Origin of the sequence: Paraburkholderia gardini, assembly GCF_907164545.1 — a bacterium.
Lineage (GTDB): Bacteria > Pseudomonadota > Gammaproteobacteria > Burkholderiales > Burkholderiaceae > Paraburkholderia > Paraburkholderia gardini.
Window position 1 is genome coordinate 17,162 of the sequence record NZ_CAJQZB010000050.1, and the last position, 23,242, is coordinate 40,403.

General features: G+C 65.4%; 18 protein-coding genes. 7 read left to right on the forward strand and 11 right to left on the reverse strand.

Annotated elements, in window-relative coordinates; genetic code table 11:
• The first annotated feature begins 161 nt into the window (after window positions 1–161).
• The gene (locus LPA37_RS25385; protein WP_228982717.1) at window positions 162–392 is read left to right on the forward strand and encodes a hypothetical protein; all 231 of its coding nucleotides are present in this window, start codon (window positions 162–164) and stop codon (window positions 390–392) included.
• A gap of 163 nt (window positions 393–555) precedes the next feature.
• Window positions 556–813, forward strand: a complete 258-nt coding sequence (locus LPA37_RS25390; RefSeq protein WP_228982715.1) for a DNA-binding protein — start codon at window positions 556–558, stop codon at window positions 811–813.
• A 137-nt stretch (window positions 814–950) separates the two neighbouring features.
• Here LPA37_RS25390 and LPA37_RS25395 read toward each other — a convergent pair whose 3' ends face one another.
• Window positions 951–1,241, reverse strand: a complete 291-nt coding sequence (locus LPA37_RS25395) for a putative quinol monooxygenase (RefSeq protein WP_228982714.1) — start codon at window positions 1,239–1,241, stop codon at window positions 951–953.
• A gap of 281 nt (window positions 1,242–1,522) precedes the next feature.
• Here LPA37_RS25395 and LPA37_RS25400 point away from each other — a divergent pair, with 281 nt between their 5' ends.
• Window positions 1,523–2,815: an EAL domain-containing protein gene (locus LPA37_RS25400; RefSeq protein ID WP_228982713.1), complete on the forward strand. Its 1,293-nt coding sequence runs from the start codon at window positions 1,523–1,525 to the stop codon at window positions 2,813–2,815.
• Between the two features lie 21 nt (window positions 2,816–2,836).
• On the opposite strand, the gene arfB is transcribed toward LPA37_RS25400, so the two are convergent.
• On the reverse strand, window positions 2,837–3,241 hold the full coding sequence (gene arfB / locus LPA37_RS25405) for an alternative ribosome rescue aminoacyl-tRNA hydrolase ArfB (RefSeq protein WP_228982708.1): 405 nt from the start codon (window positions 3,239–3,241) through the stop codon (window positions 2,837–2,839).
• 239 nt (window positions 3,242–3,480) lie between these two features.
• On the opposite strand from arfB, the gene LPA37_RS25410 reads away from it, so the two are divergent.
• Window positions 3,481–4,125, forward strand: a complete 645-nt coding sequence (locus tag LPA37_RS25410; RefSeq protein WP_229014022.1) for a VC0807 family protein — start codon at window positions 3,481–3,483, stop codon at window positions 4,123–4,125.
• Window positions 4,126–4,279: 154 nt separating this feature from the next.
• On the opposite strand, the gene LPA37_RS25415 is transcribed toward LPA37_RS25410, so the two are convergent.
• From LPA37_RS25415 to recC, 3 genes are read right to left on the reverse strand one after another with little or no spacing between them, the layout of a single operon-like run.
• Window positions 4,280–6,346, reverse strand: coding sequence for an AAA family ATPase (locus LPA37_RS25415; protein ID WP_229014023.1), 2,067 nt, complete (start codon window positions 6,344–6,346; stop codon window positions 4,280–4,282).
• On the reverse strand, window positions 6,343–10,065 hold the full coding sequence (recB, locus tag LPA37_RS25420; RefSeq protein WP_229014024.1) for an exodeoxyribonuclease V subunit beta: 3,723 nt from the start codon (window positions 10,063–10,065) through the stop codon (window positions 6,343–6,345). Before recB ends, LPA37_RS25415 begins: the two co-directional genes overlap by 4 nt.
• The gene (gene recC, locus LPA37_RS25425) at window positions 10,062–13,442 is read right to left on the reverse strand and encodes an exodeoxyribonuclease V subunit gamma (protein WP_229014025.1); all 3,381 of its coding nucleotides are present in this window, start codon (window positions 13,440–13,442) and stop codon (window positions 10,062–10,064) included. The genes recB and recC overlap by 4 nt, the downstream gene beginning before the upstream one ends.
• Window positions 13,443–13,649: 207 nt before the next feature.
• Between recC and LPA37_RS25430 the strand changes: the two genes are divergently transcribed.
• A complete protein-coding gene (locus LPA37_RS25430; protein WP_229014026.1) occupies window positions 13,650–16,100 on the forward strand; it encodes an FUSC family protein in 2,451 nt (816 codons plus the stop codon).
• A 28-nt stretch (window positions 16,101–16,128) separates the two neighbouring features.
• Here LPA37_RS25430 and LPA37_RS25435 read toward each other — a convergent pair whose 3' ends face one another.
• Window positions 16,129–16,332 carry a hypothetical protein gene (locus LPA37_RS25435; protein WP_228982690.1) on the reverse strand — a complete coding sequence of 68 codons (204 nt, stop codon included), beginning with the start codon at window positions 16,330–16,332 and terminating at the stop codon, window positions 16,129–16,131.
• A gap of 161 nt (window positions 16,333–16,493) precedes the next feature.
• On the reverse strand, window positions 16,494–16,967 hold the full coding sequence (locus LPA37_RS25440) for an Lrp/AsnC family transcriptional regulator (protein WP_228982689.1): 474 nt from the start codon (window positions 16,965–16,967) through the stop codon (window positions 16,494–16,496).
• Window positions 16,968–17,097: 130 nt separating this feature from the next.
• Here LPA37_RS25440 and LPA37_RS25445 point away from each other — a divergent pair, with 130 nt between their 5' ends.
• Window positions 17,098–17,778, forward strand: coding sequence for a cysteine dioxygenase family protein (locus tag LPA37_RS25445; protein WP_407672621.1), 681 nt, complete (start codon window positions 17,098–17,100; stop codon window positions 17,776–17,778).
• Between the two features lie 16 nt (window positions 17,779–17,794).
• Here the strand turns inward: LPA37_RS25445 and LPA37_RS25450 are convergent, their stop codons facing one another.
• From LPA37_RS25450 to LPA37_RS25465, 4 genes are all read right to left on the reverse strand, one after another.
• Entirely contained in the window at window positions 17,795–20,197 is a 2,403-nt protein-coding gene (locus LPA37_RS25450) for a mechanosensitive ion channel family protein (protein WP_229014027.1), read from the reverse strand.
• Window positions 20,198–20,553: 356 nt separating this feature from the next.
• Entirely contained in the window at window positions 20,554–21,201 is a 648-nt protein-coding gene (locus LPA37_RS25455) for an NAD(P)-dependent oxidoreductase (protein ID WP_229014028.1), read from the reverse strand.
• Between the two features lie 138 nt (window positions 21,202–21,339).
• On the reverse strand, window positions 21,340–21,795 hold the full coding sequence (locus LPA37_RS25460; protein WP_228982684.1) for an Rrf2 family transcriptional regulator: 456 nt from the start codon (window positions 21,793–21,795) through the stop codon (window positions 21,340–21,342).
• 67 nt (window positions 21,796–21,862) lie between these two features.
• Window positions 21,863–22,342, reverse strand: coding sequence for a hypothetical protein (locus LPA37_RS25465; protein WP_228982683.1), 480 nt, complete (start codon window positions 22,340–22,342; stop codon window positions 21,863–21,865).
• A 222-nt stretch (window positions 22,343–22,564) separates the two neighbouring features.
• On the opposite strand from LPA37_RS25465, the gene LPA37_RS25470 reads away from it, so the two are divergent.
• Window positions 22,565–23,146 (forward strand): DJ-1/PfpI family protein, encoded by a 582-nt coding sequence (locus LPA37_RS25470; RefSeq protein WP_228982681.1) that lies wholly within the window; start codon window positions 22,565–22,567, stop codon window positions 23,144–23,146.
• Window positions 23,147–23,242 lie beyond the last annotated feature (96 nt).

Consider the following 23,242-nt stretch of genomic DNA (forward strand, 5'->3'; position numbering starts at 1 on the left):
GCCACCCAGGACAAGGATCGGAGTCGTATGTAACTGAATGTAACGAACTGTCAATTCTGTTACGAGCGGTCCGCGATAACAGATATTGCTCGCTAGAATGCAGTGTCTTTCCGACTGGACAGGCTTTACTCGGGTCCATCAATCACTCTACGGAGGTAGCAATGAAAAAAGCGTCCCTGGCAGTCCTGGTTGCCCTTTCGGCGCTGACGACGGCGGCTTATGCGCAGTCCGGTAACGGCGTCACGATGAGCACCGATCCGGCAAAGGCAGCCGACGTCGAACAACGTGCGCAAGATTTGCAGGCAAAGCAGCAAGCCATGGAAAGCGCGCCGATGCCGGCTCACCACCATGGCAAGTCGATGAAGCACAAGAAGGCCCCGAAGGCCGAATAACGTCTGCTCCGGCGTCGCGGCAAGATCGTGCCGCATCAAGGAGAGAAGGCCGAAGCCGGCGTCATCGGCTTCGGCTTTTTTATTGCCGGCGTGTGGATGACGGTATGCTAAAGTCGCGCACCCACCCATCCCAACCCGTGCGCACCCTGGTGCGGAGGACAGTATGAGCAACATCGAGCTGGACATCGAATGGACCGAAGCAGCGTCCCGCAAGATTGAAAAACTGATGCCGCGTGGCAGCCAGGAAGCGTTTCTCGCGTTACCGCCGGTCGAATGCCTGCCCATGGAAGGCGATGTGCTCTTCCTCGGCCCGGCTGGCAAGCAGCAGCCGTTTATCGTCGCGGAGCGGCAGTACCATCACGAAGGCGACGCGGACTGGACGATCATCCTGATCCTCGACGTTCCGCAGGCCACGCACTAAGGCGCCGCTTTCAGCGAACACGTGCCTGGCATCGACGACAGGCCAGAACAACGACGGCGGGCATATGCCCGCCGTCGGTCCATCCGGGGTCGCCTGATCCGTCACCGGCATGCAGCCAGATGCCTCCGGCCACGTCATCACGCGATCTTCGAGACGACGCGAATTTCGAAGAGTTCGACCCAGTCCACGGTCGCTGCCTTGTAGGCAGCGATATGCGCGGACTTTGCGTGCGCGGCGAGTGCGGCCTCGCTCTCCCAGCGCTCGACAAACACGAAGCGGCGCGGTTCCTTCACATCGCGATGCAGATCGTATTGCAGCGCACCTGGCTCCCTGCGCGTCGGCCCGACTATCCCCACCATTGCCTCGCGCAACTGTTCCTCGCAGCCCGGCTTCGCTACCGAGATTGCCACCACCGCCACTTCCGACATATCGCTCTCCATTCCAGAAAAGCAGCAGCATACCCGCGGCGTCGCCAACGCGCTGAACACTGGATTCTGTGGCCCGCCGAACACTCATCTGGCAAATGAACTGATAGACTCTTTTCGACCCCAGGTCTGCATGGCGTTCCACGCGAGATCGCTGGAGCATGCCTTCAGGCACAGGTTACGCAGCCGCGCGCAGGCGGGGCTTTCGCCGGCCGGTATCGAGAAAACGCGCGAAAATGCGCGGCCGGCAGCATGCCGAAGCACCTTGCCCATCACAAACCCGGATGTCCACCATCGACGAACTGACGCTTGGCCGCCTCTTGCCCCGCATCGTCCGGGCGGGGGACGGCTGGTCGGCCAACTGGCGTTCCATCACGCTGCACAGCGTGTTCCAGCCGGTGCTGTCGATCACGCATCAACGCATCGTCGGCTATGAGGCGCTGTTGCGCGCGACCGATTCGGCGGGCAACCCGGTCACACCCGAAGCACTCTTCTCACAGGCGCAGGTTCACGCCAACGCACCGATCCTCGACCGGCTCTCGCGCTGTCTGCACGTCGCGAATTTCGTCGAACAGAAAATCGATGCGTGCTGGCTGTTTCTGAACGCACTGCCGCAGGTTTTCGAAACGAAGTGGCCGCATCGCGCGTTTATCGACGAACTGTCCACTCATTTCGGCCTGCCTCTCGAGCGCATCGTGATCGAACTGCTGGAGCAGCCCGCCGGCGATGAAGAGGCCGTGGCGCGCACGCTCGCCGCTGCCAGGCCGCGCGACTTTCTGATCGCGATCGACGACTTCGGCACCGGCTTTTCGAACTTCGACCGCGTGTGGCGGCTGCGTCCGGATATCGTCAAGCTGGACCGCTCGCTGATCGCGCGCGCCGGCAAGCGTGACGGCGATGAATCACTGATGATGCATCTGATCGCGATGCTGCATCAGGCCGGCACGCTCGTGCTCGCCGAAGGTGTCGAGACCGATGACGAGCTGATGATTCTCATGCAGGCCGACGTGGATTTCGTGCAGGGATACTGGTTCGGCAAGCCACAGGCGTCCGTGCGGGCGGCCGGTAACGGCGCACCGGAGCTGATCGATTCGATGTGGAGCAAATACGAGGCGTATGACCGCGCGAACAGGCGCCACCAGCAACTGGGTTTCGAGACCTATGCCGAAGCGGTGCGCGCGGGCGCGAGCGTGTATTCGGCGACGCGGAATCTCGCGCAGGCGGCGGAGCACGTTTTCACCGTGAGCGACGCACGACGCATCTTCGTCCTCAACTCGCATGGGCTGCAGGAACAGCCGTCCGTCACCGCGAAGGATCTCGCGCCGCCGCCAGATCGTCTTGCGCCGCTCTTTCCCGATACGCATAGCAACTGGTCACGGCGCGCGTATTTCCGTCACGCGCTGGCAACACCTGGGCGCGTCGCTCTGATGGGGCCGCACTATTCGCTCACCGAGGGCGACGATTGCTATACCGCCGCCATCACCATCGATAGCGCCGATGGCAGCGAAGGCCCGGATGTATTCTGCGCGGATTTTCTGCCTGACCGATCCGGGAAATCGCGCGACACGACGCGCTGAGTTCGCCGGCGCGCGGACACCTCAGTCGTCGATGCGTGCGCGGCCTGCCTTGATTTCACCGCGTTTTGTTTTTCCATCGAGCCTGCGCCGGTTCGATGCTCGCGTCGGACGTGTCGCGACGCGCGCCTTGCGACTGACGCTGACACTTTCGATCAGCTGGTCGAGCCGTGCCAGCGCGGCTGCGCGATTCATCTCCTGCGTCCGGTGTTCCTGCGCCTTGATGATCACGACGCCGTCGCGCGTCAAACGATGATCCGACAGCGCGAGCAGGCGCATCTTGAGCACGTCCGGCAACGACGACGCCCGCACGTCGAAGCGCAGATGAATCGCGCTCGACACCTTGTTGACGTTCTGCCCGCCCGCTCCTTGCGCGCGAACGGCCGTCAGTTCGATTTCATTCAGTGGGACCGGGTAACGGGAAGTCATGGCTCGGATGGATTTCGATCAAATGCGAGGATAGCCTGGGCAGCCGTCGCCGTGCGTTTCGCACGAAGCCCCGGAGAATCGTGCACGTGAGGACCGCACCGCCAAAGCGATGGCACGGCGTCCTGTCGTATGCGCGGCACTTTACCCGCGTCGCGGACCGGGCGCATCGAATAAAAAACATTTGCCGGCAACCGGTGCGCTCACGATACTTGCGACACCTTGAGAGCTGACGGATCAGCATGAAAATACGCGCGAGCTTTTTGCTGGAACTGGTCGTGAACCTGGCGCTGCCGTGGCTTGCATATCGCCTCGCCGCGCCACATTGGGGAGAAACGGGCGGCCTCATCGCATCGGCGGTGCCGCCGGTGATCTGGAGCGTCGTCGAACTCGCGCGCTTTCGCCGCGTCGATGCGCTCAGCGTGCTGGTGCTGCTCGGCATCGTGCTGTCGATCGCGGCGATGGCGGCAGGCGGCAGTCCGCGCATGCTGTTGCTGCGGGAATCGCTGGTGTCGGGCGCGGTCGGCGTCGCGTTCCTGGTTTCGCTCGTGATGCGACGACCGCTCGTGTTCTATCTCGCCCGGGCGACCGTCGCGCGCGAAAAGGCGGACGGCGCCGCGCAGATCGACGCACTGTGGCACGCGCGCCCTGCTTTCGCATCCGCGCTTCGGCTGATGACGCTCGTGTGGGGCGCGGGACTGACGGTCGAAACCGCGCTGCGCGCCTTCATGGCGATGACGTGGCCCGTCGAGCGCTTTCTGGTCGTGTCGCCGTTTGTGAGTTACGGCATCTACGGCACGTTGCTGCTGTGGACGTTGTGGTACCGGAAAAGTCTTCGCCAGCGCGCTTCGGAGACGGGCAACGCCACGGGCGGTTTTGCTGAATAGGGTGTTCTCAGGTATCGCCCCGGTCAGCGAGTGTACGTGTGGAACGGCCCCGCTCACGACATAGCCTGTGCCGAGGCGATCCGGCGAAGCATGCCGCATGCAGTGGCGCCCGCTGGCACGGATCGAGATGCGCCGCGGCGCGGCCAGTCACGCGTCACGACTCGCGCGCCATTGCCTCCTCGATACGTGCAGCGAGACCGGAGTCGCGCTGCGTTGGCGCGGCGATCGCCTGCGCCAGTATCGCGCGTGAGCCGATCACTTCCACCCGCTCACGCGCGCGCGTGATCGCCGTATAAACGAGCTCCCTCGACAGCACGCGGCTAAACGCCGTCGGCAGCACGAGCGCGGCGTGCTCGAACTCCGACCCCTGTGACTTGTGGACCGTGAGCGCGAAGGCCGTATCGTGAGGCGGTAACGCCGCCGGTGACACGGCGCGCGAACTGCCGTCGCCCGTCCAGAAGTACACGCGCAGCGCACCATCCGCGCCTGGCAGCGCAATACCGATGTCGCCGTTGAAAAGGCCAAGCGCGTAATCGTTGCGCGTGACCATCACCGGCCTGCCCGCGAACCAGCCGGCGCCGACGGTCAACGGAACACGCGCCATACGGCGCACCTGAGCCGCCATCAGCGTGTTGACCTGCTCGACGCCGCGAAGCCCAGAGCGCGTTGCGCACAAAATGCGAAAACGATTCAGCGCCTCGAAGAGCGGCGCGGGATCTGGAGCGCCGGAAGCAAGCGCATTCGCGAGCGCTTCGGCGTACGGCGCGAAACCGGCCGCGAGTCGCGCGACGGTGCGCTCGCTCAAGGCAGGCGACGCGTCTTCGTGGAGCGCGGCCGCGCACGGCGCGTCAGGGTTCGGTGTGAGCGTGTCGAGCACGGCCTGTGGATCGCCGCCTCGAATCGCGAGCGACAGGCGGCCGATCGCCGAATCCAGACGAAACCGGTAGTTGCGCTCGAGCCAGACGACGGCGTCGGCGAGCGGCCCTCCGGTCGGCGCGGGCGCAGGGTGGGTGGCGCGACCGTCCTCGTATGCAGTCATGCCGGACCGGTCGTCTTCGAATAGTGCTGATGTCGATCCTTCTGCGTTCGACGCCTTCAGCACCGCCGACGGCACCAACGAGAAAGCCGTGCCGGACGCCGTCCCCGGTAGAGCCGCGGTGAGTTGCGCGATGCCGATATCCAGCGCCGCCGCGACGCGAGCGATTCCGTCGGCGCTGAACACCGGACGCGCGCTGAGTTCGGCGAACACGGCGCCTGCCTCGACCGCCGCGAGTTGATCCTTGTCGCCCAGCATCACGAGACGCGTCCGTGGCGCAATCGCGTCGAGCAGATGCGCGGCCATCGCGACGTCGATCATCGATGCTTCATCGATCACGATCACGTCGAACGGCAGCGGATTGTCGCGATGATGTCTGAAGCGGCCGCCCGGCCCGCCGCCGAGCAGCCGATGCAGCGTACTGGACGTCTGCGGCAGCCGCACGGCGATCTCTGGCGGCAGGTCGCCAGCGCGGGCGAGCAGCGCTTCCTGCATGCGCTGCGCGGCTTTGCCGGTAGGCGCGGCGAGCGCGATGCGCAAATCGGGCGCCGCGTCGAGAAGACACGCAAGGACGCCCACGACGGTCGTCGTCTTGCCCGTACCGGGGCCACCGCTCACGATCGTGAGACGACCCGACAACGCCATGACCGCGGCGACGCGCTGCCAGTCGAGTTCGTCATCGCGCGGCGGACCAAAGTAGCGCAGCAGCCGCGCGCGGAGCGCGTCCGCGTCTTGCGCCACGTCGTGCATCGCCGACGCGGATGGCCCGTCGTCGCGCCCCGCATGCGCGACAAGCGCGCGTGCAAGCTGCCGCTCGTGCTCGTAGTAACGGGCGAGAAATACACGGCCCTGCGCGTCGACGACGAGCGGCCGCAGCGCCGCCGCTTCCGCCGAGCCGTCACAGGCGATTCCGCTTGCCGCCAGCGCCGCGCGCACATCCGCTTCCGGCGTTTCATAGCGCGCGGCAAGTACATCGAGCGGCACGCAGACGTGTCCCTCAGACGTTGCGCGACTGACGGCAAACGCCGCCCGCTGCGCCCAGCGCACACTGGCCGCGTTGCCGCCGAGCCGGCGCGCCAGCACGCCGAGCCGCCGCGCGAAACCTTCGGCGAGCGCCGTGCTGAAATCTGCCGGCGTCGGCAGCGTGACCTCGATATCGAGCGGCGGCGGTTCGAATGCGCTCATGGCGCGCCTCCGTCCATCAGGGCATCGAGCGCAAAGACAAGTTGCGCCGATGGCGTGCGCACGTGTACACCGGCGGCACCACCGCCATTACGCCACTGAGGCCGCACGCCCCGCACGAAGAGATACAGGTAGCCCCCGATATGCGTGTCGTATGCATAGTCGCGCACGCGTGTCCGCAGATAGCGATGCAACGCAACCGTATAGAGCAGCGCCTGAAGGTGATACGCGTGGTCCGCCATCGCCACATTCAGCGAAGCCGCATCGTAATCATCCGGCGTATCGCCCAGGTGATTCGATTTCCAGTCGACGATCCAGTAGCGGCCATCGTGCTCGACGATCATGTCGATAAATCCTTTGACGAAACCGCGCAATGCGCCCATTTCCAGCGCGACGTCCGGATAGCCGTGCGACACCAGCAGTGCACGCAGCGCGGAAAAATCCAGCGCGTGCGCGGGAAACAGGAACTCGAGCTCGTTCAGCCGACGCTGCGGGTCCAACGCAGCGAGCGTCATGCCGGGCACGAGTTCGGTCGCGACGATGTCCGTCAGCAGCGCGTGCATCATCGAAGGCATCTGGCGCGCCAGTTCTGGCAGCGCGGGCGCAGGCCGCTCGCGCAACGCGCGTTCGATCGCGGTGGGCCAGGTTGCGGGATCGGAGAAATCGGCCAGTTCGAACATCAGGTGTAAACACTCGCCGGCGGCGGCTCCACGAGGAAAGCCGAGGATGTCGTCCGGCCCGTGCACCGGACGCTGGGCGATAACCGGCGCGGCGCTCACGCCCGCCGCCACATCGACGACCTCATCGTGATCGGGACGCGCTTCCCCAGTCGGTGTAAAGGCCTCTTCAGTACGCGCGCCCGCCGCGACGAGCCCACTGAAGCTGGCAATGCGCCATTGATCGCGCAACAGCCGGCGGTTCGTGCGCGACCGCATGTTCGCGCTGTCGCCCTGCTGGCTTTCGAGTGGCACGCGACGCATCAGCGCCGGCAACGGTTCGACCGAAACCGGTCCGCCGGAGAGTGCCTGCCAGCGCGCCTGCAGCACGCCTTCATCGGGCGGGTCAGCGAGCCAGCCGTCGAACGTGTAGCCCTCGCCCGCCACCAGCCAGTTCAGCACGCTACGGCGCGACTCCCTGGTCGCACGCGACGCCAGATAGACGCCACCGACGAGATAGCAGCGATACACCGCGCGCGTGAGTGCCACGTACACGAGCCGCGCCCGCTCGGCCGCCTGTTCACGCGTGGCAGAACGCTGCGCGCGCTCCGCTTCATCGTCGTCGCAACCGTAATGCAGCACGGCGGCGCCTTCGTCATCGTGATACTCACGCGCGTCCGGCAGACCCGAGGAAGGCGGCTCGCGCAACTTGCCATCATTGAGAAACGGGCAGAATACGACCGCGTATTCGAGACCCTTCGACTTGTGCACCGTGACGATCTGCACGAGATTGCGGTCGGATTCGAGACGCAGCTGCGCCTCTTCGCCGCCGCCCTGCGTGCGTTGAGCGGCAAGCCAGCGCAGCGTCGGCGCGATGCCCGGCTGCGTCGCCGCGCGCGCCTGCACGAGTTCGGCGAGATGGTTGATATCGGTCAGACGGCGCTCGCCATCCACGCCTGTCACCAGCCGCTGCGCGACGTGAAGCTCGCGCATCAGCGTGCGCCACATCACCGCGAAGCCGCGTTCGTGCCAGAGCGTCCGGTAGCGCGAAAAACGCTCGACCCAGCTCATCGCATCGGCCGCATGCGCGGGGTCGTCCAACGCCTGAGGCGCTTCCGCGATCTGTTCGAGACGCCACAACGCCGCGGCGTCGAGCCCGAACCAGTCGGTGGCGAGCGCGGCCCGCAGCCGGCGCAGATCCCCTGGCGTGTCGACTGCCGCCAGCACGCGCCCGATCTGCCCGGCATCCAGCGTCGAGAATACCGACGCCTGGGCCAGTTCGACGCTGCCGACACCCCACGCCGCCAGCGACCGTTTGACGAGACTCCCCTGCCGGTGCGTCTGCACGAGCACGGCAATGCTGGCCGGCGCAAGCGGCACGCCACCGATCGATACGAAGCCTTCGCGCGCGCCGCGCAGCAGACGCACGATCTCCGCCGCGCACGCCTCGCTCGCCTGATACTGTGCCTGGCGCTTGTTCAACGCAGCTTCGCCTTGCGGCAGCATCCACACACGGAAGTCCGCTCCCGCGCCGTGACGGTCGACGAACGGCGGACGTTGCCGCTCGCCCGCGCGCACCGGATGGTAGTCGAGCCCTTCCAGCACGAACCCTCGTGGATTCGCCGCGAAAATCCGGTTGCAGGCCTCGACGATGGGCGGCGTCGAACGCTGGTTGACGGCGAGCGTATAGCGGGCGGACGCGGCATCGCGCGCCGCCAGATACGTGTGCAGATCGGCCGCGCGGAAGCTGTAGATCGCCTGCTTCGGATCGCCGACGAGAAAAAGCGGCCCCGCCGGCGCGAAAATGCGATCGAAGATCGCGAACTGCAGCGGGTCCGTGTCCTGAAACTCGTCGATCAACGCGGCCGGATAGCGGGCACGCAACGCGTCGGCCAGCCACGGATGCGATGCGAGCGCGCAATACAGGTTCGACAGGAGATCGTCGAACGACACCACCCGGCGCGTGCGCTTGCGCGCGCTCAACTCAACCGGCGCGGTGTCGAGCCACGTCTGGACGAGCGTGAGCCAGCGCACCCGCTGCATCGCCTCCGATGCGACGACCGCAGCCGCAAGCTCTTCAGCCAGCGCGAAGAACGGATGCTCCGGCGGCTCGAATTTGACCTTCGTCGCCTTCTTCAGTGCGGATGCGGTCAGCTTCAGCGCGGCTTTGGGCGGCGCCTCGTGAGGATCGCCGCCGGCGAAGTATTCAGTCCACGCGGAGATCGCGACGCTCACCTGCTCGGGCTTGTGCGTTGTCCGGCTCAGACGCTCCTGCGCCGTGGCCAGCAATCCGGCGACTGCATCACGCTGCGCGCGCCAGAGTTCGTGCGCGTTGTCGAAGCGCGCCTGCATGGCATGCGCGCCGGACGCCCCGGATGCATCCGACGCATCAGCGAGGTCGAGACCGCTCCAGCGCAACTGGGCAAGCGGCTTCTTGAGACGCCGCGCGAGTTGCTCGTCGAGTGACGCGGGCCCCGCATGCCTTGCCACGAGCCAGGACGCGAACGCGGGATGCAAAGCCGCGAGCGGCTCGACACGCTGACGCCAGAAACCGGCGGCGAGTTCGAAGCGCAATGCGGCGTCATCGGCTTCCATATCGAAGGCAAACGGCATGGCCGCGGCGAACGGTGCTTCCTGCAGCGCACGCTGACAGAACGCGTGAATCGTATGAATGGCTGCCTGATCGAACGTGCGCAACGCGCGACGCACGATCTTCGCCGCGTCGGCAAGGTCGATACCATTTTCCGGTGCGAGCGTGGTCTCGAACAGCCGCGCGATAAACGGGTCGCCGCTGTCATCACCGGTTTCGATTGCGCGGTCCAGCTCGGCGAGCCGTCCGCGAATGCGTTCGTGCAATTCAGCTGTCGCCGCCTTCGTGAAGGTGACCACGAGAATCTGGTCGGCGTTCAGCTTCTTTTCGAGCAGCAACCGCACGTACAGCGCGCAGATATTCCAGGTCTTGCCAGTTCCCGCCGAAGCCTCGATCTGGTTCACGCCGTCGAGCGCGCACGCGAAAACATCGAGCTCCTGCGTCGCGGTTTCATGCACCCATGACGCGCCGCTCATGATCCGCTCCGCAGGTGCTGGACAAGCGGTTTGAAAACAATCGCGGCGAGCGTGCCGAACGGCTCGTCGAGCGTCAGCGGTATGCCGCGCAACGCGACCCGCAACGCCGCATCTTCGGATTCGCCACGCACGCGGTCGTTGATCCACGCGCCCTGGGCAGCCGACTCGCCGTTGCTGATCCTGGCCCACGCGCTTTTCGGAAAGAAGCGCAACGGCAACATGCGCCCGGCCCGATACAGCGCGGCGAGCGGCGCGAGTTCGTCGAGCGGTGAATCGACGGGCGCGAGTTCGAAAGTCTCGCCGCTGCCATGCCACACGGTGCGCCGTGGGCCGGACGGGTATGCCGCGCAGTAGACAAGATGCGCAAGCCACGCCGACAGATAATCGCGCGCCGAAGGGCGTGCATATCGAAACAGGACCTGACCGGCCTCCGTGAGCAGGTTGAGCGTGCCATGCAGCTGGAATGGCGATTCAAGCGCTGCCTGCCGAAGCATCGTGTCGTGCTCGCCGAACAATGTGACGTCGCCGGTGTCGGGCCAGACCGGGACGATATTGAGCGCAAAAGGCAAACGCTCGACACCCGTGGCGAGCTCACTTCGCACGCGCTCCGCCAGATGGCACAGCGCGCCAAGCTCGCGCGCGCGCCACACGGCGCCCGTCGCACCACCGGGCAACTCCGGGCTCGCTTCCGCCACGCGACGCGCCCGCGCAAACGCATCGCCGCCTTCATCGCGTTCGAGCAGCCCGGGGAGCAACCGGTCAGCCAGCGTGTCGCGGCCCGCATAGTCGAGTTCGAACGGCTCGACATCGAGCAGTTCTCCCTGCGCATCCGACAGCACAATGCCAAGCCGGTCGCGCAGGATCGCGCGCGCGGGATGACGCCAGAAGTGCAGAAAACCGTCGAACGCAACGGGCGCTGCCGCCTCGACTGGCAACGGTTGTGCGAAGAACGGCGCGACGGCTACCTGCGACGGTGCGGTCAGCAAACCAGCAAGCTCCGCGCGGTCCGCGTCGTAGGTAAAAAGACCGTTGTTCGACTCGAAGTAATCCGATGCGAAGGGCTGCAGCGGATGCTCGACGATGAATGCGCGCCGCGCAAGATCCATTTCGGCCGGCGTTGCATCCGGCTCCGACGAGGCACGCGCAAGGTGATCGAGCAATTCATCGACCAGCGCGGCCGGCGGTAACGGCGCATTGTCGCGAATGCTGCGCCCTGTATAGCCGATCAGCAGACGGTCGCGCGCGGCCAGTACGAGATCGAGGAACAGGTTGCGTTCGTCATCGCGCCGCTGGCGGTCCCCGGCCTTGCCGAACGCCGCCATCAGATCGAACTCATCGGCGCGGGCGAGGCTTGGCAGCACACCGTCGTCCATGCCGAGCAGACACACGATGCGATACGGCAATCCGCGCAGGCTTGTTAGCGACGAAAACGTCACGCTGCCCCACGGCACACCGCCGCGTGCGGGATCGTCGAGCGCTTCGGCAAACGCGGTGCGCACCACCGCTGCCGGCAACGTCAGATGTTCAGCACCGGCATGCATCGCGGCGCCCATTGCATCGAGCGCGTCGCGCACGTCCGAGAGCGCATCGGCAAACAGCACGCCGCCGTCGAAGCACTGACCGAGCGTTTCGAGCAGCAACCCGGTCCATCCGGCCGGCGTGTGCTCCGTCTCGCAAATGCGCGCGAACGCGTCGATATCGTCGACGAAGCGCGCGAGCCGCCCCAGCAGTTCGGCATCGGAACCGTCAGCGCCTTCGACGGGAAGCCAGGCATCGACAGGGTCGCCGCCATCGGGCATCGCGTAGCCGAGAAAGAGGCGCGTCAGCGCGTCCGAAAACGTATGGCGGGCAACGGGCACCGTTGCGTCGTCCGGCTCGACCGGGGCGAGCCCGCGACGCGCACCAGCAGCCGCCAGCCATTCCTGCGCGGCTTCGAGCGCGACTGCGTCGATGCCGTAGCGCGCGCCGATCGCATCGACGCGCAACCATTCGACCAGTTCCGGTGCGCCCACGCTGCGCTCCGGCAACGCCAGCCAGTCGAGCAGTACACGTGCGACAGGATTGGCCTGCGAAGGCGGCAAGCCCGTGATGCGATACGGAATACGCCGTGTGTCCCCAGGCGGCGCCGTGCCGAACACCGCGTCGATCAGCGGACCGGCGGCCCCGAGATCGGGAAACGCGACGAGCACGTCCGACGGTTGCAGGTCGTCGAACTCGTCGAACCAGCCAAGCAGACGGTCGTGCAGCACTTCGAGCTGGCGCGACAGGCTGTGACACACGTGGACCTCGATGCCATTCACGGCGGGCCGCTCGCCGTTGGCTTCGTCGCGCAGATCGAGAATCGCGTTCTGCACGCTGGCAAGCCAGCTCGAACCGGAATTTTCGACGAAGTGCGACACTTCGCTCGACGCAGCGCTCTCCGTCAGCTCGTGCAGCATGTGCAGTTGCGCCTGGGTCTGTCTGCCCCACTCCGCGAGCAGCGGATGACCCACCTCCTGGAAGTCGAGCTGATCCTTCGCGTCGAGCGATTCGATACGGCCTTCGCTGACGATATCGAACCAGTACTCGCGGCACGGATTCATCACGTACAAACGCACGTCGACCCAGCGCGACAGTTCACGCAGCAGCGCGACGTGCAGCGGCGGCATGGTCGGCAGCGCGAACACACTCACCGACTCCGGCCATCGCGCCCGCGCGACGGCATCGAGATCGAGCGCGCGCACCTGATCGAGAAAGCGGTAGGCCGGTGGCGCCGCATCGGCTGGCGACGGCACGTTGCCCGCGACTTCCATCGAAAGCGCGCGCCAGAGCGCGGCCTGCCAGCGTTCGTCCTCGCGGAGGGCCCCGGTGCCACCCGTGAGCCGCGGGCCGCGATCCTGTGCGGACCCCGGCGCACCCGCGAAGATCGAGCCGCCCGCCTGCCATTGCGTCAGCCACTCGGGCCGGTACGTCAGGTAATGATCCAGCACCGTTGCGATGCGCCGTGCGAGTTCGTAGCGCATCGGTGCATCCGCGGCGTCGAGATAGCTGCGCAGACGCGGCGACGCGTTCCACGGCGCGCCATCGCCTTCGCCCGCCGGTTCGCCCAGCAGACGGTAGCAACGCCACACGAGCCGGTCGGGCGCGAAAGGCGAATGAACCGGCACGGGAATCACGCCGTCGATACGCGCCCATAGCCATTGCGCGAGATAGCCAAAGTTGATGTTCGCGCAGACGCCATGCCGCTCCGCGATATCGATTTCGAGCTGGCGGCGCACCGCGGCGCTCGGCACGATGACGGACTGCGCCGCCCATGGATCGGACGGCGCGGCCAACAGGTCATCGAGCAACGCGGCTGCGAGCGTCTCGTAACGGTTCGAATAGAAGAGCTGGAGCATGGGACCCGGGAAAGCGGCACCGCGACCCTGACAGGACACGGCGACAGACATTGAGGCGACAGCATAACAAAGGCGTGGATCGCGTAGAACCTGGCCGGATGGATGAGGTCAGAGCACGTGCAAAATCAGTTAGACTCGACGCAGCTTGAGTCTGGCCCCTCAAGCGTTTTTACGTTTCCCCTCCACTCAGTAAAGCTCAGGCAGTCGATGCGCTATTCGGTCGAAATCAAGAAATTTTTGTACAGCCAGTACTTCTATGGCGGACTGCGCATTGCGGTGGGCGTATCGTTGCCGGCGGTGCTTTGCCTCGTCGTGTTCCATAACCGCGACCTGGGGTTCACGATCGCCACCGGCGCACTCGGCGCCTGCGTCGTGGACATGCCCGGCCCGCTCAAGTACAAGCACAACGAGATGCTTGCCTGCACGGTGATCGGGTTTCTTTCCGCGCTCGCCACCGGGCTCGCCACGGTCAACTCCGTGGCGCTCTGGTGCACCGTCGTCCCGCTTACGTTCGTGCTCTCGCTGATCGTCGTCTACGGCAACCGCTGGCCGCAGATCAGCTTCGCGACGCTCTTCATGATGATCATGACGCTGGAGGACCACTTCACGCCGGTGCAGGCGCTCGTCAACGCCTCGTGGATCCTGCTCGGCGGGCTGTGGTACACGTACTGGGCCACGCTGGTGAGCCGCTGGCAGATGCACCGCATCGAACAGCAGGCGCTCGCCGAAGGCGTATTCGCCTGCGCCGATTACCTGCTGGCCCGCTCCGATTTCTATGACCTCGATCGCGATCTCGACGAGTGCTATCGCAATCTGGTCGCGAGGCAGATCGCAGCGGTCGAGCGTCAGGATGCGGCTCGCGACATCGTACTGCGCAACCTGCCGAAACTGAAAAGCGGCCGGATGGACGGCCGCCGTGCCGCCCTGTTCAATCTCTTTATCAATACGGTCGATCTGCATGAACTAATAGTCGGGGCGCACACCGACTATCCGCTGGTGCGCAATACGTTTGGCGGCTCCGACCTGCTGATCTTTTATCGGGATCTCATGCGCAAGGTCGCAGCCGATCTCGAGGACATCGGGCTCGCGGCACTGCGTAACCGGCCGCCACGCCTGCGTATCAGCACGAAAGCCGAACTGCGGGCCATCGAATACGAACTCGAACAGCTGCGCAAGCAGGACGTGCAGGCGAAAAACCCGGAGGCCTACGCCGCGGTGTCGGCGACCTTCCGGCGCATCTGGAGCGCAACGCGTCTGATCGACCGGATGCGGAAGAGCCTGGCTGACGACGCCAGCGTGACGGAAACCGAAGTCCGTGTCGACCAGGCACTGTCACGCTTCATCTCCAGCCGCCGCGTACCGTTCCGGCAGATCTTCTCGAACCTGACCATGGCGTCGCCGAGTTTCAGGCACGCGCTGCGCGTGACGATCGCGGTCGCGGTCGGCTTCTGGCTTGGCCGTCTGCTGCCGCTCACGAACGCGTACTGGATCGTGATGACCACCGTCATCATCCTGAAGCCTGGCTATTCGCTGACAAAGCAGCGCAACGGGCAGCGGATCATCGGCACGATGATCGGCTGCACGGCCAGTATCGCGCTGATGATCTTCGTGAAGGAACCGCACATCCTGCTGATCGTGATGTTCGCCTCGATGGTGATGAGCTACAGCCTGTTGCTGTTCAATTACACGGCAAGTGTCGTGTTCACGTCGTCGTATGTTCTGTTGATGTTTCATCTGCTCGCGCCGGGCAGCCTGCACATCATCGGCGAGCGCGCGATCGATACCGTCGTGGGTTGCGCGATCGCGATCGCCGCGAGTCATCTGTTTCCGTACTGGGAATACCGGCTGATGGGCAAGCTCGTCAACGACATGATCTCGGCGACCCGGCAGTATCTGGAAGCGAGCTGGTGGTGGAGCGGCAAGCCTGCCGCGGCGAGCGCCGGCATTTCCGCGACGGCGGTAACCGAAGCGGGTGCACGGGCACCGGTCGCGGCGCTGGCGGAAGTGTCGGCAGGCGGCGATACGGCTGTGCTCGCGCCGTCAGTCGTGGGCAACGTGGCGCTCAATCCGGCCGCCGGCGCCGCAACCGCTGTGCCCGGCGTGTCGCCGAAAACAACCGCCACGCCCTCCGCAAAGACGCCCGCCGCCGCAGCCGCCACTAACGCGCTCGATCGCGACTTCCGTTATCGCCTCGCGCGCAAGAACGTGCACGTCGCGTTTGCGAATCTCGGCCAGGCGTTCCAGCGCATGATGCTCGAACCGAAGTCGGTACAGAAGTTCGTGCCCGAACTGAATGACCTGCTGGTTCGCAGTCACGTGCTCGCGTCGCACATCACGGCCGCCGCGCCGTTGTTGCGCACGGCGGCGCAGCAAAAAGACGACGTGTCGCTGAACTCGCTGCAGCGTGCGCTCACCCTCGTGCGGGACAACCTGAGCGAAGCCGAACTGGGAAGCGCGCCGCCGGCCGATCAGGCCGACATCGCGAAACAGATGACGCGCGAACTCGACACCACGGTGGTGGAAGCGGAACAGTCAGCGGGCTATTCGGCGGACGCGGTTCATGACCTGAAACAGCTCGCGCATCAGTGCAAGCAGATGATCGCGGCGGCCTCGCAGATTCGCCGCGACGCGAGCGTGATCAGGTTGCCGGAAGACTGACAGACCTGACCCAACGCGGCATGCCGCGTTACTGCGAGGCGCCGGTCGCGCCGGTCGTGCCGGTCGTCGTTGTTGTGAGCGAGGCGGCCTGAGGCACCGATGCATTTTGCTGGTCGAACTCGCGCTTGTCCTTGATCGAGTTATAGGCCAGCGTCCCGATCACGATCAGCACGACGACCACGATAAATACGGCGACGCCAAAAGTCGGATTCTTCCTGCGCGGTTCGTTCATGAAAACACCAGAGGGTGGGTTGTGTCGAAGGAAGCGGCATTCTACGCCCGCAGTCCTTGCACTCTGCTTGCAGTACGCCGCTGGTCGCGCGGCTGGCTTTGCATGTCGACCGCCACCGGGCAATCAGCCAGCACTCGCATGGCCGACGTGCTCCGCGCTATCTACGTGATCGCCGTCTCGCGCACGGGCAACGCCGTCGAATACTTGATCTGCTCCATCGCAAAACTGGAGCTGACGTCGTAGAGCGGCACCGCATGAATCAGCAGTTTGTAGACGCGGTCGTAATCGTCGATGTCGGACACCACGACGCGCAGCAGGTAGTCCGTCTCCCCGCTCATGCGGTAGACCTCCACCACTTCGGGAATAGCCTGTACGGCGCGCGTAAACATCTGCGCCCATTCCTCGGTGTGCTGGTTCGTGCGCACGGCCACGAACACGGTTGTCCCGACGCCCAGCTTGCGCGGGTCGCACAGTGCCACCTGCGCGCGAATCACGCCGGCTTCCTTCAGCCGTTGCACGCGCTTCCAGCAAGGCGTCTGCGACAGGTTCACCTTCTGCGCGAGTTCCGCGACCGGCATCGTAGCGTCCGACTGAAGCAGTTCGAGCAGCTTCCGGTCGATAAGGTCCATTCCCATGAGGGCACTCAGGTAGAAAATTATTCTATTTTTACGGTATCAAGGGAAATTATATGGAAACTCTTTCTCTGTGCAAACCGGTATAAATGTCGTTGTCCGAACACCACACAACAACACATCCAATACCGCCATGAGTCACGACGCCAACCTGATGCCCTCCGACCGTGCCACCCTTACGCTCGCTGGCGCGGACACCCGACGTCTTCAGGCGCGCGAGCAGCAGGCCATGCGGCCGCTCGCGGCCATCGACCGGCTGTGTCGCTCGCTCGACAATGCTTTTGGCGGCCCCGCCCGCTGCGTCAGCCACGTCGAGTCGTCGCACGAGGCGGATTTCGCACGCGCCGTGCGCGCCGCGCTGGCCGAAGCCATCGCTGACGACACCCTGCTGGGCTCCACGCAGCGCGAAGGCTCGCCTGACGGCTATCGCCGTCATCTGCTCGCCGCCGATCCGCTTGGCCGTTACGCTGTCGCCGCCCTCGTCTGGATGCCGGGCCAGATGAGCCCGGTGCACGCCCATCACACGTGGTGCGGCTACGCCGTCATTGAAGGCGCGCTCACGGAGACGGCTTTCGAATGGAACGAGGCCGGTCAGTGCGCGTCCGAAGTGCGCACTCATCCGCGCGAGCGCAGCGCCGTGTCGTTCACGCGTGCCGGGCGAACCGGCATTCATCAGCTCGGCAATCTCAGTGACGCACGCGCGGTGTCGCTGCACGTGTATGGCGTGCAGGGCGAACAGATCGCCACGCACGTGAACGATCTGCTCCGCGTCGCCGCAGCGACCGAAGGCGCGGCCGAGCGCACCTTCGCATGACGGTTATGTCGCGTCGCTAGTTTCTGCCGGTCTCACCGGCAGTCGGGATCTGCGGCGCGACGGGCGCCGTTTCACCCGTGGATGGCGGCGCCGGACGCGGCGCGTGCGACACATCGCGTGGCGCCACGACCGGAGCAGCCGAAGCCTGCGCATGGCCCGCGCCCGTGGCGTGCATCGCCGCGTGCGTTTCTTCCCGCTCGATATCGACCCCGGCTTCATCCTTCGTCGACGTATAGACGCGCATCTGCGGTACCGGAATCTCGATGCCGGCATCGTCCATCTTGCGCTTCAGGCGCAGATTGAACGCGCGCGCGACGCTCCATTGCTGCAGCGGCCGCGTCTTGATCTGCCCTTTGACGACCATCCAGTTCGGATCGAAACGGTCGAGTCCCCATACTTCGACGGAGCCCAGCATTTCGCGTCGATAGCGGAAATCGGCCATCAGATCGGCGCCGACTTCCCGAATCAGGTGCGTCACCTGATCGACATCCGCGGAGAACGGCACGCGCACCTCGAACACCGCGTACGCGAAATCGCGCGACAGGTTCTTCACGATCTTGATCTGCGAGAACGGAATGGCGTGAATCGCGCCCTGCCCGTCGCGCAGACGCACCGTGCGGATCGTCAGGTGCTCGACCGTACCGGCGTGACCGCCGTCCACATCGATCCAGTCACCCACTGAAATCGTATCTTCGATGATGATGAAGAGCCCGGTGATCAGGTCGGTCACGAGCGACTGCGCGCCAAAACCGATCGCGAGTCCGATCACGCCCGCGCCGGCCAGCAGCGGCGTCACGTTGATACCGAGATTCGCGGCCGTCACGATTCCGGCGATCATCAGGATCGTCACGAGCAGCGCGTTGCGCACGAGCGGCAACATCGTGCGCGCGCGCGTGCTCGTATTGCGCCCTTTCGTGCGCGGGCTGCTCGGGTTGAGTGCTTCGAGAATCGCCGTGTCGACCAGAATCCAGATCAGCCACGCGACGAACACCGTGGTGATGATCGCCGTGACCGCGTGCGCGATGCCGCGCGCGGTGACGCTTTCCTCGACGAATTCCGCGATGGAAATGTCCCACAGGCGCGCGGCGAATTCGAGGAATGCAAGCCAGATGAACAGCACCATCAACGTGCCGATGAAGCGCAACAGACGCGACACGTAAGGCGAGCGACGCCGGCGGCGGACGTCACCGGGGCGCGTGATGCGCAGCACGATCGCGCTCATGAAGAACGCCAGCACCAGCAGCAGCGCCGTCAACACGGAAATCTGCAACACGTTTTCGCTCGTGCCGATGCCAGCGATCGTCGCGATCACCGAGACGGCCGCGAGCAACAGCATCGGCAAATGCCAGAGCGATGCGAGCACGTCGAATGCATCGGTGGCGGCCTTGTGGCCGTGCCGCTGCTCATACGAGCGATTGCGGATCAAATGCGCGACGGGACGGCGGAACGCAAGCGCGAAATAGCCGGTGAGTAGCGCGGCTGTCATGTTCGCCACCGTCGATACCAGCGCCGCGAGGTTCGGGCCGAGTTGATGCGCGACGTCGTAATTCACGGCCGCGTCGCCCAGCGCGCTGCAGATGCCGATCACGAACAGCAGACGGCGACCGTGCGCGAGCAGCAGCCTCACCGCGACACGCCGGTGCCCGGAGCCGAACAGCGAGAACATGATCAGGCAGATCGCCGAGAACACCGCGCCGGCAACGATCGCATAGGTGATCACCATGCCGAGCGTGCGGCCGAGCGCGACCGGCATCGCGCGCGCGAAGAGCAGCGCGGCGACGAACGCGACGATCCACGGCCCCACTCGCCTGAGCGCGAAAATCAGCAACTCGCGCGTAGTGGGATTCGGCTTCAGCTCATTGACCACGCCAAAACGGGCGTACATCCGCTTTTGCAGATAGATCAGGCCGCCTGCGCAGGCGCCCCAGCCGGCCAGCATGGTGAAGAGGTCGAGCAGCACGCGGCCGAACGACTCGCGGCCCTGACTCGCGACGATCGTGTAGACCTCGTTGCCCGCCGCGTTGAAACGCCCCGCCCAGTAGCGCAGCGGCGTGCGGCCGTTGCTCACGTCGGTTTCGACCGATGCGATGCCCGAAGCGATCGCACCGAGCAGACCCGACCCCGGTTGCGCGGGCGCGACGGGACTCACGGTCTTCGACACGTCGCGCAGCTTTTTCAGCTGCGTGACGAGCGCCGTGCGCTGCCGGTCGTTATCGAGCGTCGAGATGACGTTGTCGAGCGAGCGCGACAGTTCGGCCTGGCTCGCAGGCGTCGGCGCGGACGCCGCCTCGGGCGCCGAGCCCGCCGCGGCGGATGACGCGGTCGCGCTGTTGATCAGGCTCTGCAACGCCGGAATCACCGGCGTGCCGGCCGCCCGCGCGAGTTGCGGCGCGCCCGTCAGCAAGACAGCGCACAGCACGAAGGCCAGCCATACAGCCGAAGACCACGCAGCGCACCACGACGGCGCGCGCGCGGAAGCAGACTGGCGGCGGGAATGTGGAAATGGCGACAAAACGGCGTGAGCGGCCGGTCGCGGGGGGGGCGGCGGGGCGCGGGGCGGGGCGCGGCGGGCCCGGCGGCGGGGCCCGCGCCCCCCCCCGCGACGGGCATGACTTCATGAGATCCGGTGACAAAACGGGACATGCCAGTGTAGTCGCAGTTGCGGTGCGTCGATACTTACATGCGTAACCGGATGTTAGAACGCTTGCAGATACCGGCGCGGGCTGGAAACAGCGGGAAACCGCGCCGGTTTGCCCGCGAGTGGGCCAGTCAGCGTCAGTACGCGGCCGTCGCGATCTGACGAATGAAGCGGCCCTGCTCGATTTCATCGACGAACGCGATGGCGTAGTCTTCGGCGGAGATCGTGCTGTTGCCGTCCCTGTCGGCGACGAGCACGTTGGCAGCGGTGCGGAACGTGCCCGTACGCTCGCCCGGCGCGATCAGCGCGGCAGGTGCGAAAAACGTCCAGTCGAGGTCGCCGACCGTGCGGTAATACGCCAACGCGTCGCGGTGCGCGAGTGCAATCGCCTTGTAGGCGTCCGGGAAACCGGCTGTATCCACCAGTTGCGTGCCCGGCGCGACTTCGAGCGAGCCCGCGCCGCCCACGACCACCACACGCTTCACACCGGCCGTGCGCGCACCGTCGACCAGCGCTTTCGATGCCGCCACGATCGCGCCCAGGTCCCCCTGCGGCGGCGCATAGGCACTCGCGACGACGTCGCTGCCGCGCACCGCATCCGCCACGCTCGCGGCATCGAGCACATTCGCGGACGCCGCCGTCAGGTTGGCGACACCCGTCGAAACGCGCTCCGGATTGCGCGACAGCGCAACCACCGTGTGCCCGCGACGCGCCGCTTCCGCCGCGGCGCGTGAACCGATCATGCCCGTCGCGCCGAACAGCGCGATTTTCAGTGCCTTGCTCATCCTGATGCTCCCGTTAAGTATTTATATGTAACCACATCGATTACATATATCAAGGAAAAAAGAGGGGCTTCGCCCCGTGTGAATCCTGCACCCTGCATTGCCGCGCCTTGTGCGCGGAAATCCCTGCTTTCGAATCCTTTAACCGCGCGCGCGTTTCTTGCCCCCGCGCTGTCGCTCTGCCCGCTCGACATCCGCCGTCGCATCCGCGAGTGTGCGTGCTCCAAGCGAGCTTTCCATGGCCCGCTGCGCGTCGTCGATGATGCCGCGCAGCACCACTTGAATGTTGCGCCCGACCATGCACGCCGGGTTCGGCTCTTCGCGATGAAGCCCGAAGAGTTGCGCATCGTCGACCGCGCGATAGATTTCCAGCAGCGTGATGTCCCGCGGCGCGCGCGCGAGCAATGCGCCGCCGCCCGCGCCCAGTTGCGACGTGGTGAGCCCGGCTGCGGACAGCATCGAAAGCAGCCGGCGCACCAGTACCGGATTGGTGTTCACGCTGCCCGCAATCATGTCCGACGACAGCGGCACGCCCTCCTGCAGCGACAGCAGCGCCAGCACATGCACGGCAAAAGCGAACCGGCTACTCGTATTCACAGCGACTGTTTCCGGCGACGATGTGTAACCATGGTAATTACATTTAACACTGACGTCAAATCGCCGGTCATTTGTCCATCTGCTTCTGGGCGTCGGTCGAATCCGTCGAGCTGGACGTCGATGTCGAAGCGGACGACGAGGCGGCCGTGCTCTGGCTCGACCACTGCTGAAGCTTGCGCCCGGTGGTCTGCAGGCCTTCGTCCGTCAGCGAGGCCGCGTGATCGATCGCCGCGCTGGTGGCGCTGGCGGCGTTCTGCAGGTTCGCCTGCGCCGACGATGCGAGATCGGCAGGATCGATCCTGACCGAAGGCGCCGAGGCGGCGGAATTGAGGTTCTGCTCGGCCGTGGCGCGCGTCGCGTCGACCTGCTGGCCCACGTAGCTTGCGGCCTGATCGAGTTTCTGGCCCGCGACCTGCGCGGCGTCATCGAGCTTGCCGGCGACCTGACCAGCGGATGCGTCGTTCTTCTGGCACGCGGCCAGCACACCGAGCAAGGCCAGCGCCAGCGCCGTACGGCGAATCAGAGGAGAGGAACGGAAAGAGATCATTACGGAAGTGAGCCGGGCTGAGCGGCTTCGATATGCGGAAACGCTGCCCATCATACGCCGTTGCCCGTTCCGTCCGTAACACACGCGCTTTGTCTGGCTTCATGCACTCATCCAGCGCACATTCCACCTGGCTGCGAAACTGCCAGGTCGCGCATCCGTCATGCACGCTGGAGTAGACTGCGGGAGCGTTCGATGTATTCCACCCACCACTGGAGGCATGCGATGGCAGCGAAGAAGATCCTGTTTCTGACCGGAGATTTCGCCGAGGATTACGAGACGATGGTGCCGTTCCAGGCACTGCAGGCAGTTGGCCATACGGTCGATGCGGTGTGTCCCGGCAAGAAAGCCGGCGACCGGATCAAGACCGCGATTCACGATTTCGAAGGCGATCAGACGTACACCGAAAAGCCGGGTCATCAGTTCACACTCAACGCCACCTTCGACGACGTCGATGCAACCCGGTACGACGCGCTCGCGATCGCCGGCGGCCGCGCGCCCGAGTATCTGCGGATGAACCAGAAAGTCATCGACATCGTGCGCCAGTTCGCCGAAGCGAAAAAACCGGTTGCGGCGGTCTGCCACGCGGCGCAGTTGCTGGCCGCCGCCGACGTGATCCGCGGCAAGCGGATCTCCGCGTACCCGGCCTGCGCCGCCGAAGTCAGGATGGCCGGCGCCGACTACGCGGACATCCCGATCGACGCCGCCGTCACCGATGCACCATTCGTGACCGCGCCAGCGTGGCCCGCTCACCCTGAGTGGATCCGCCAGTTCCTCGTGCTGCTCGGCACGCGCATCGAACTGTAATACCGCCTTGAACCGGGCTGCGGTTCGCGCAGCCCGCGCCCCTTCCGGGCCCGGCCGCCCCCCCCCCTTTGGGGCCGGGGTGGTTTTTGCCAGGCG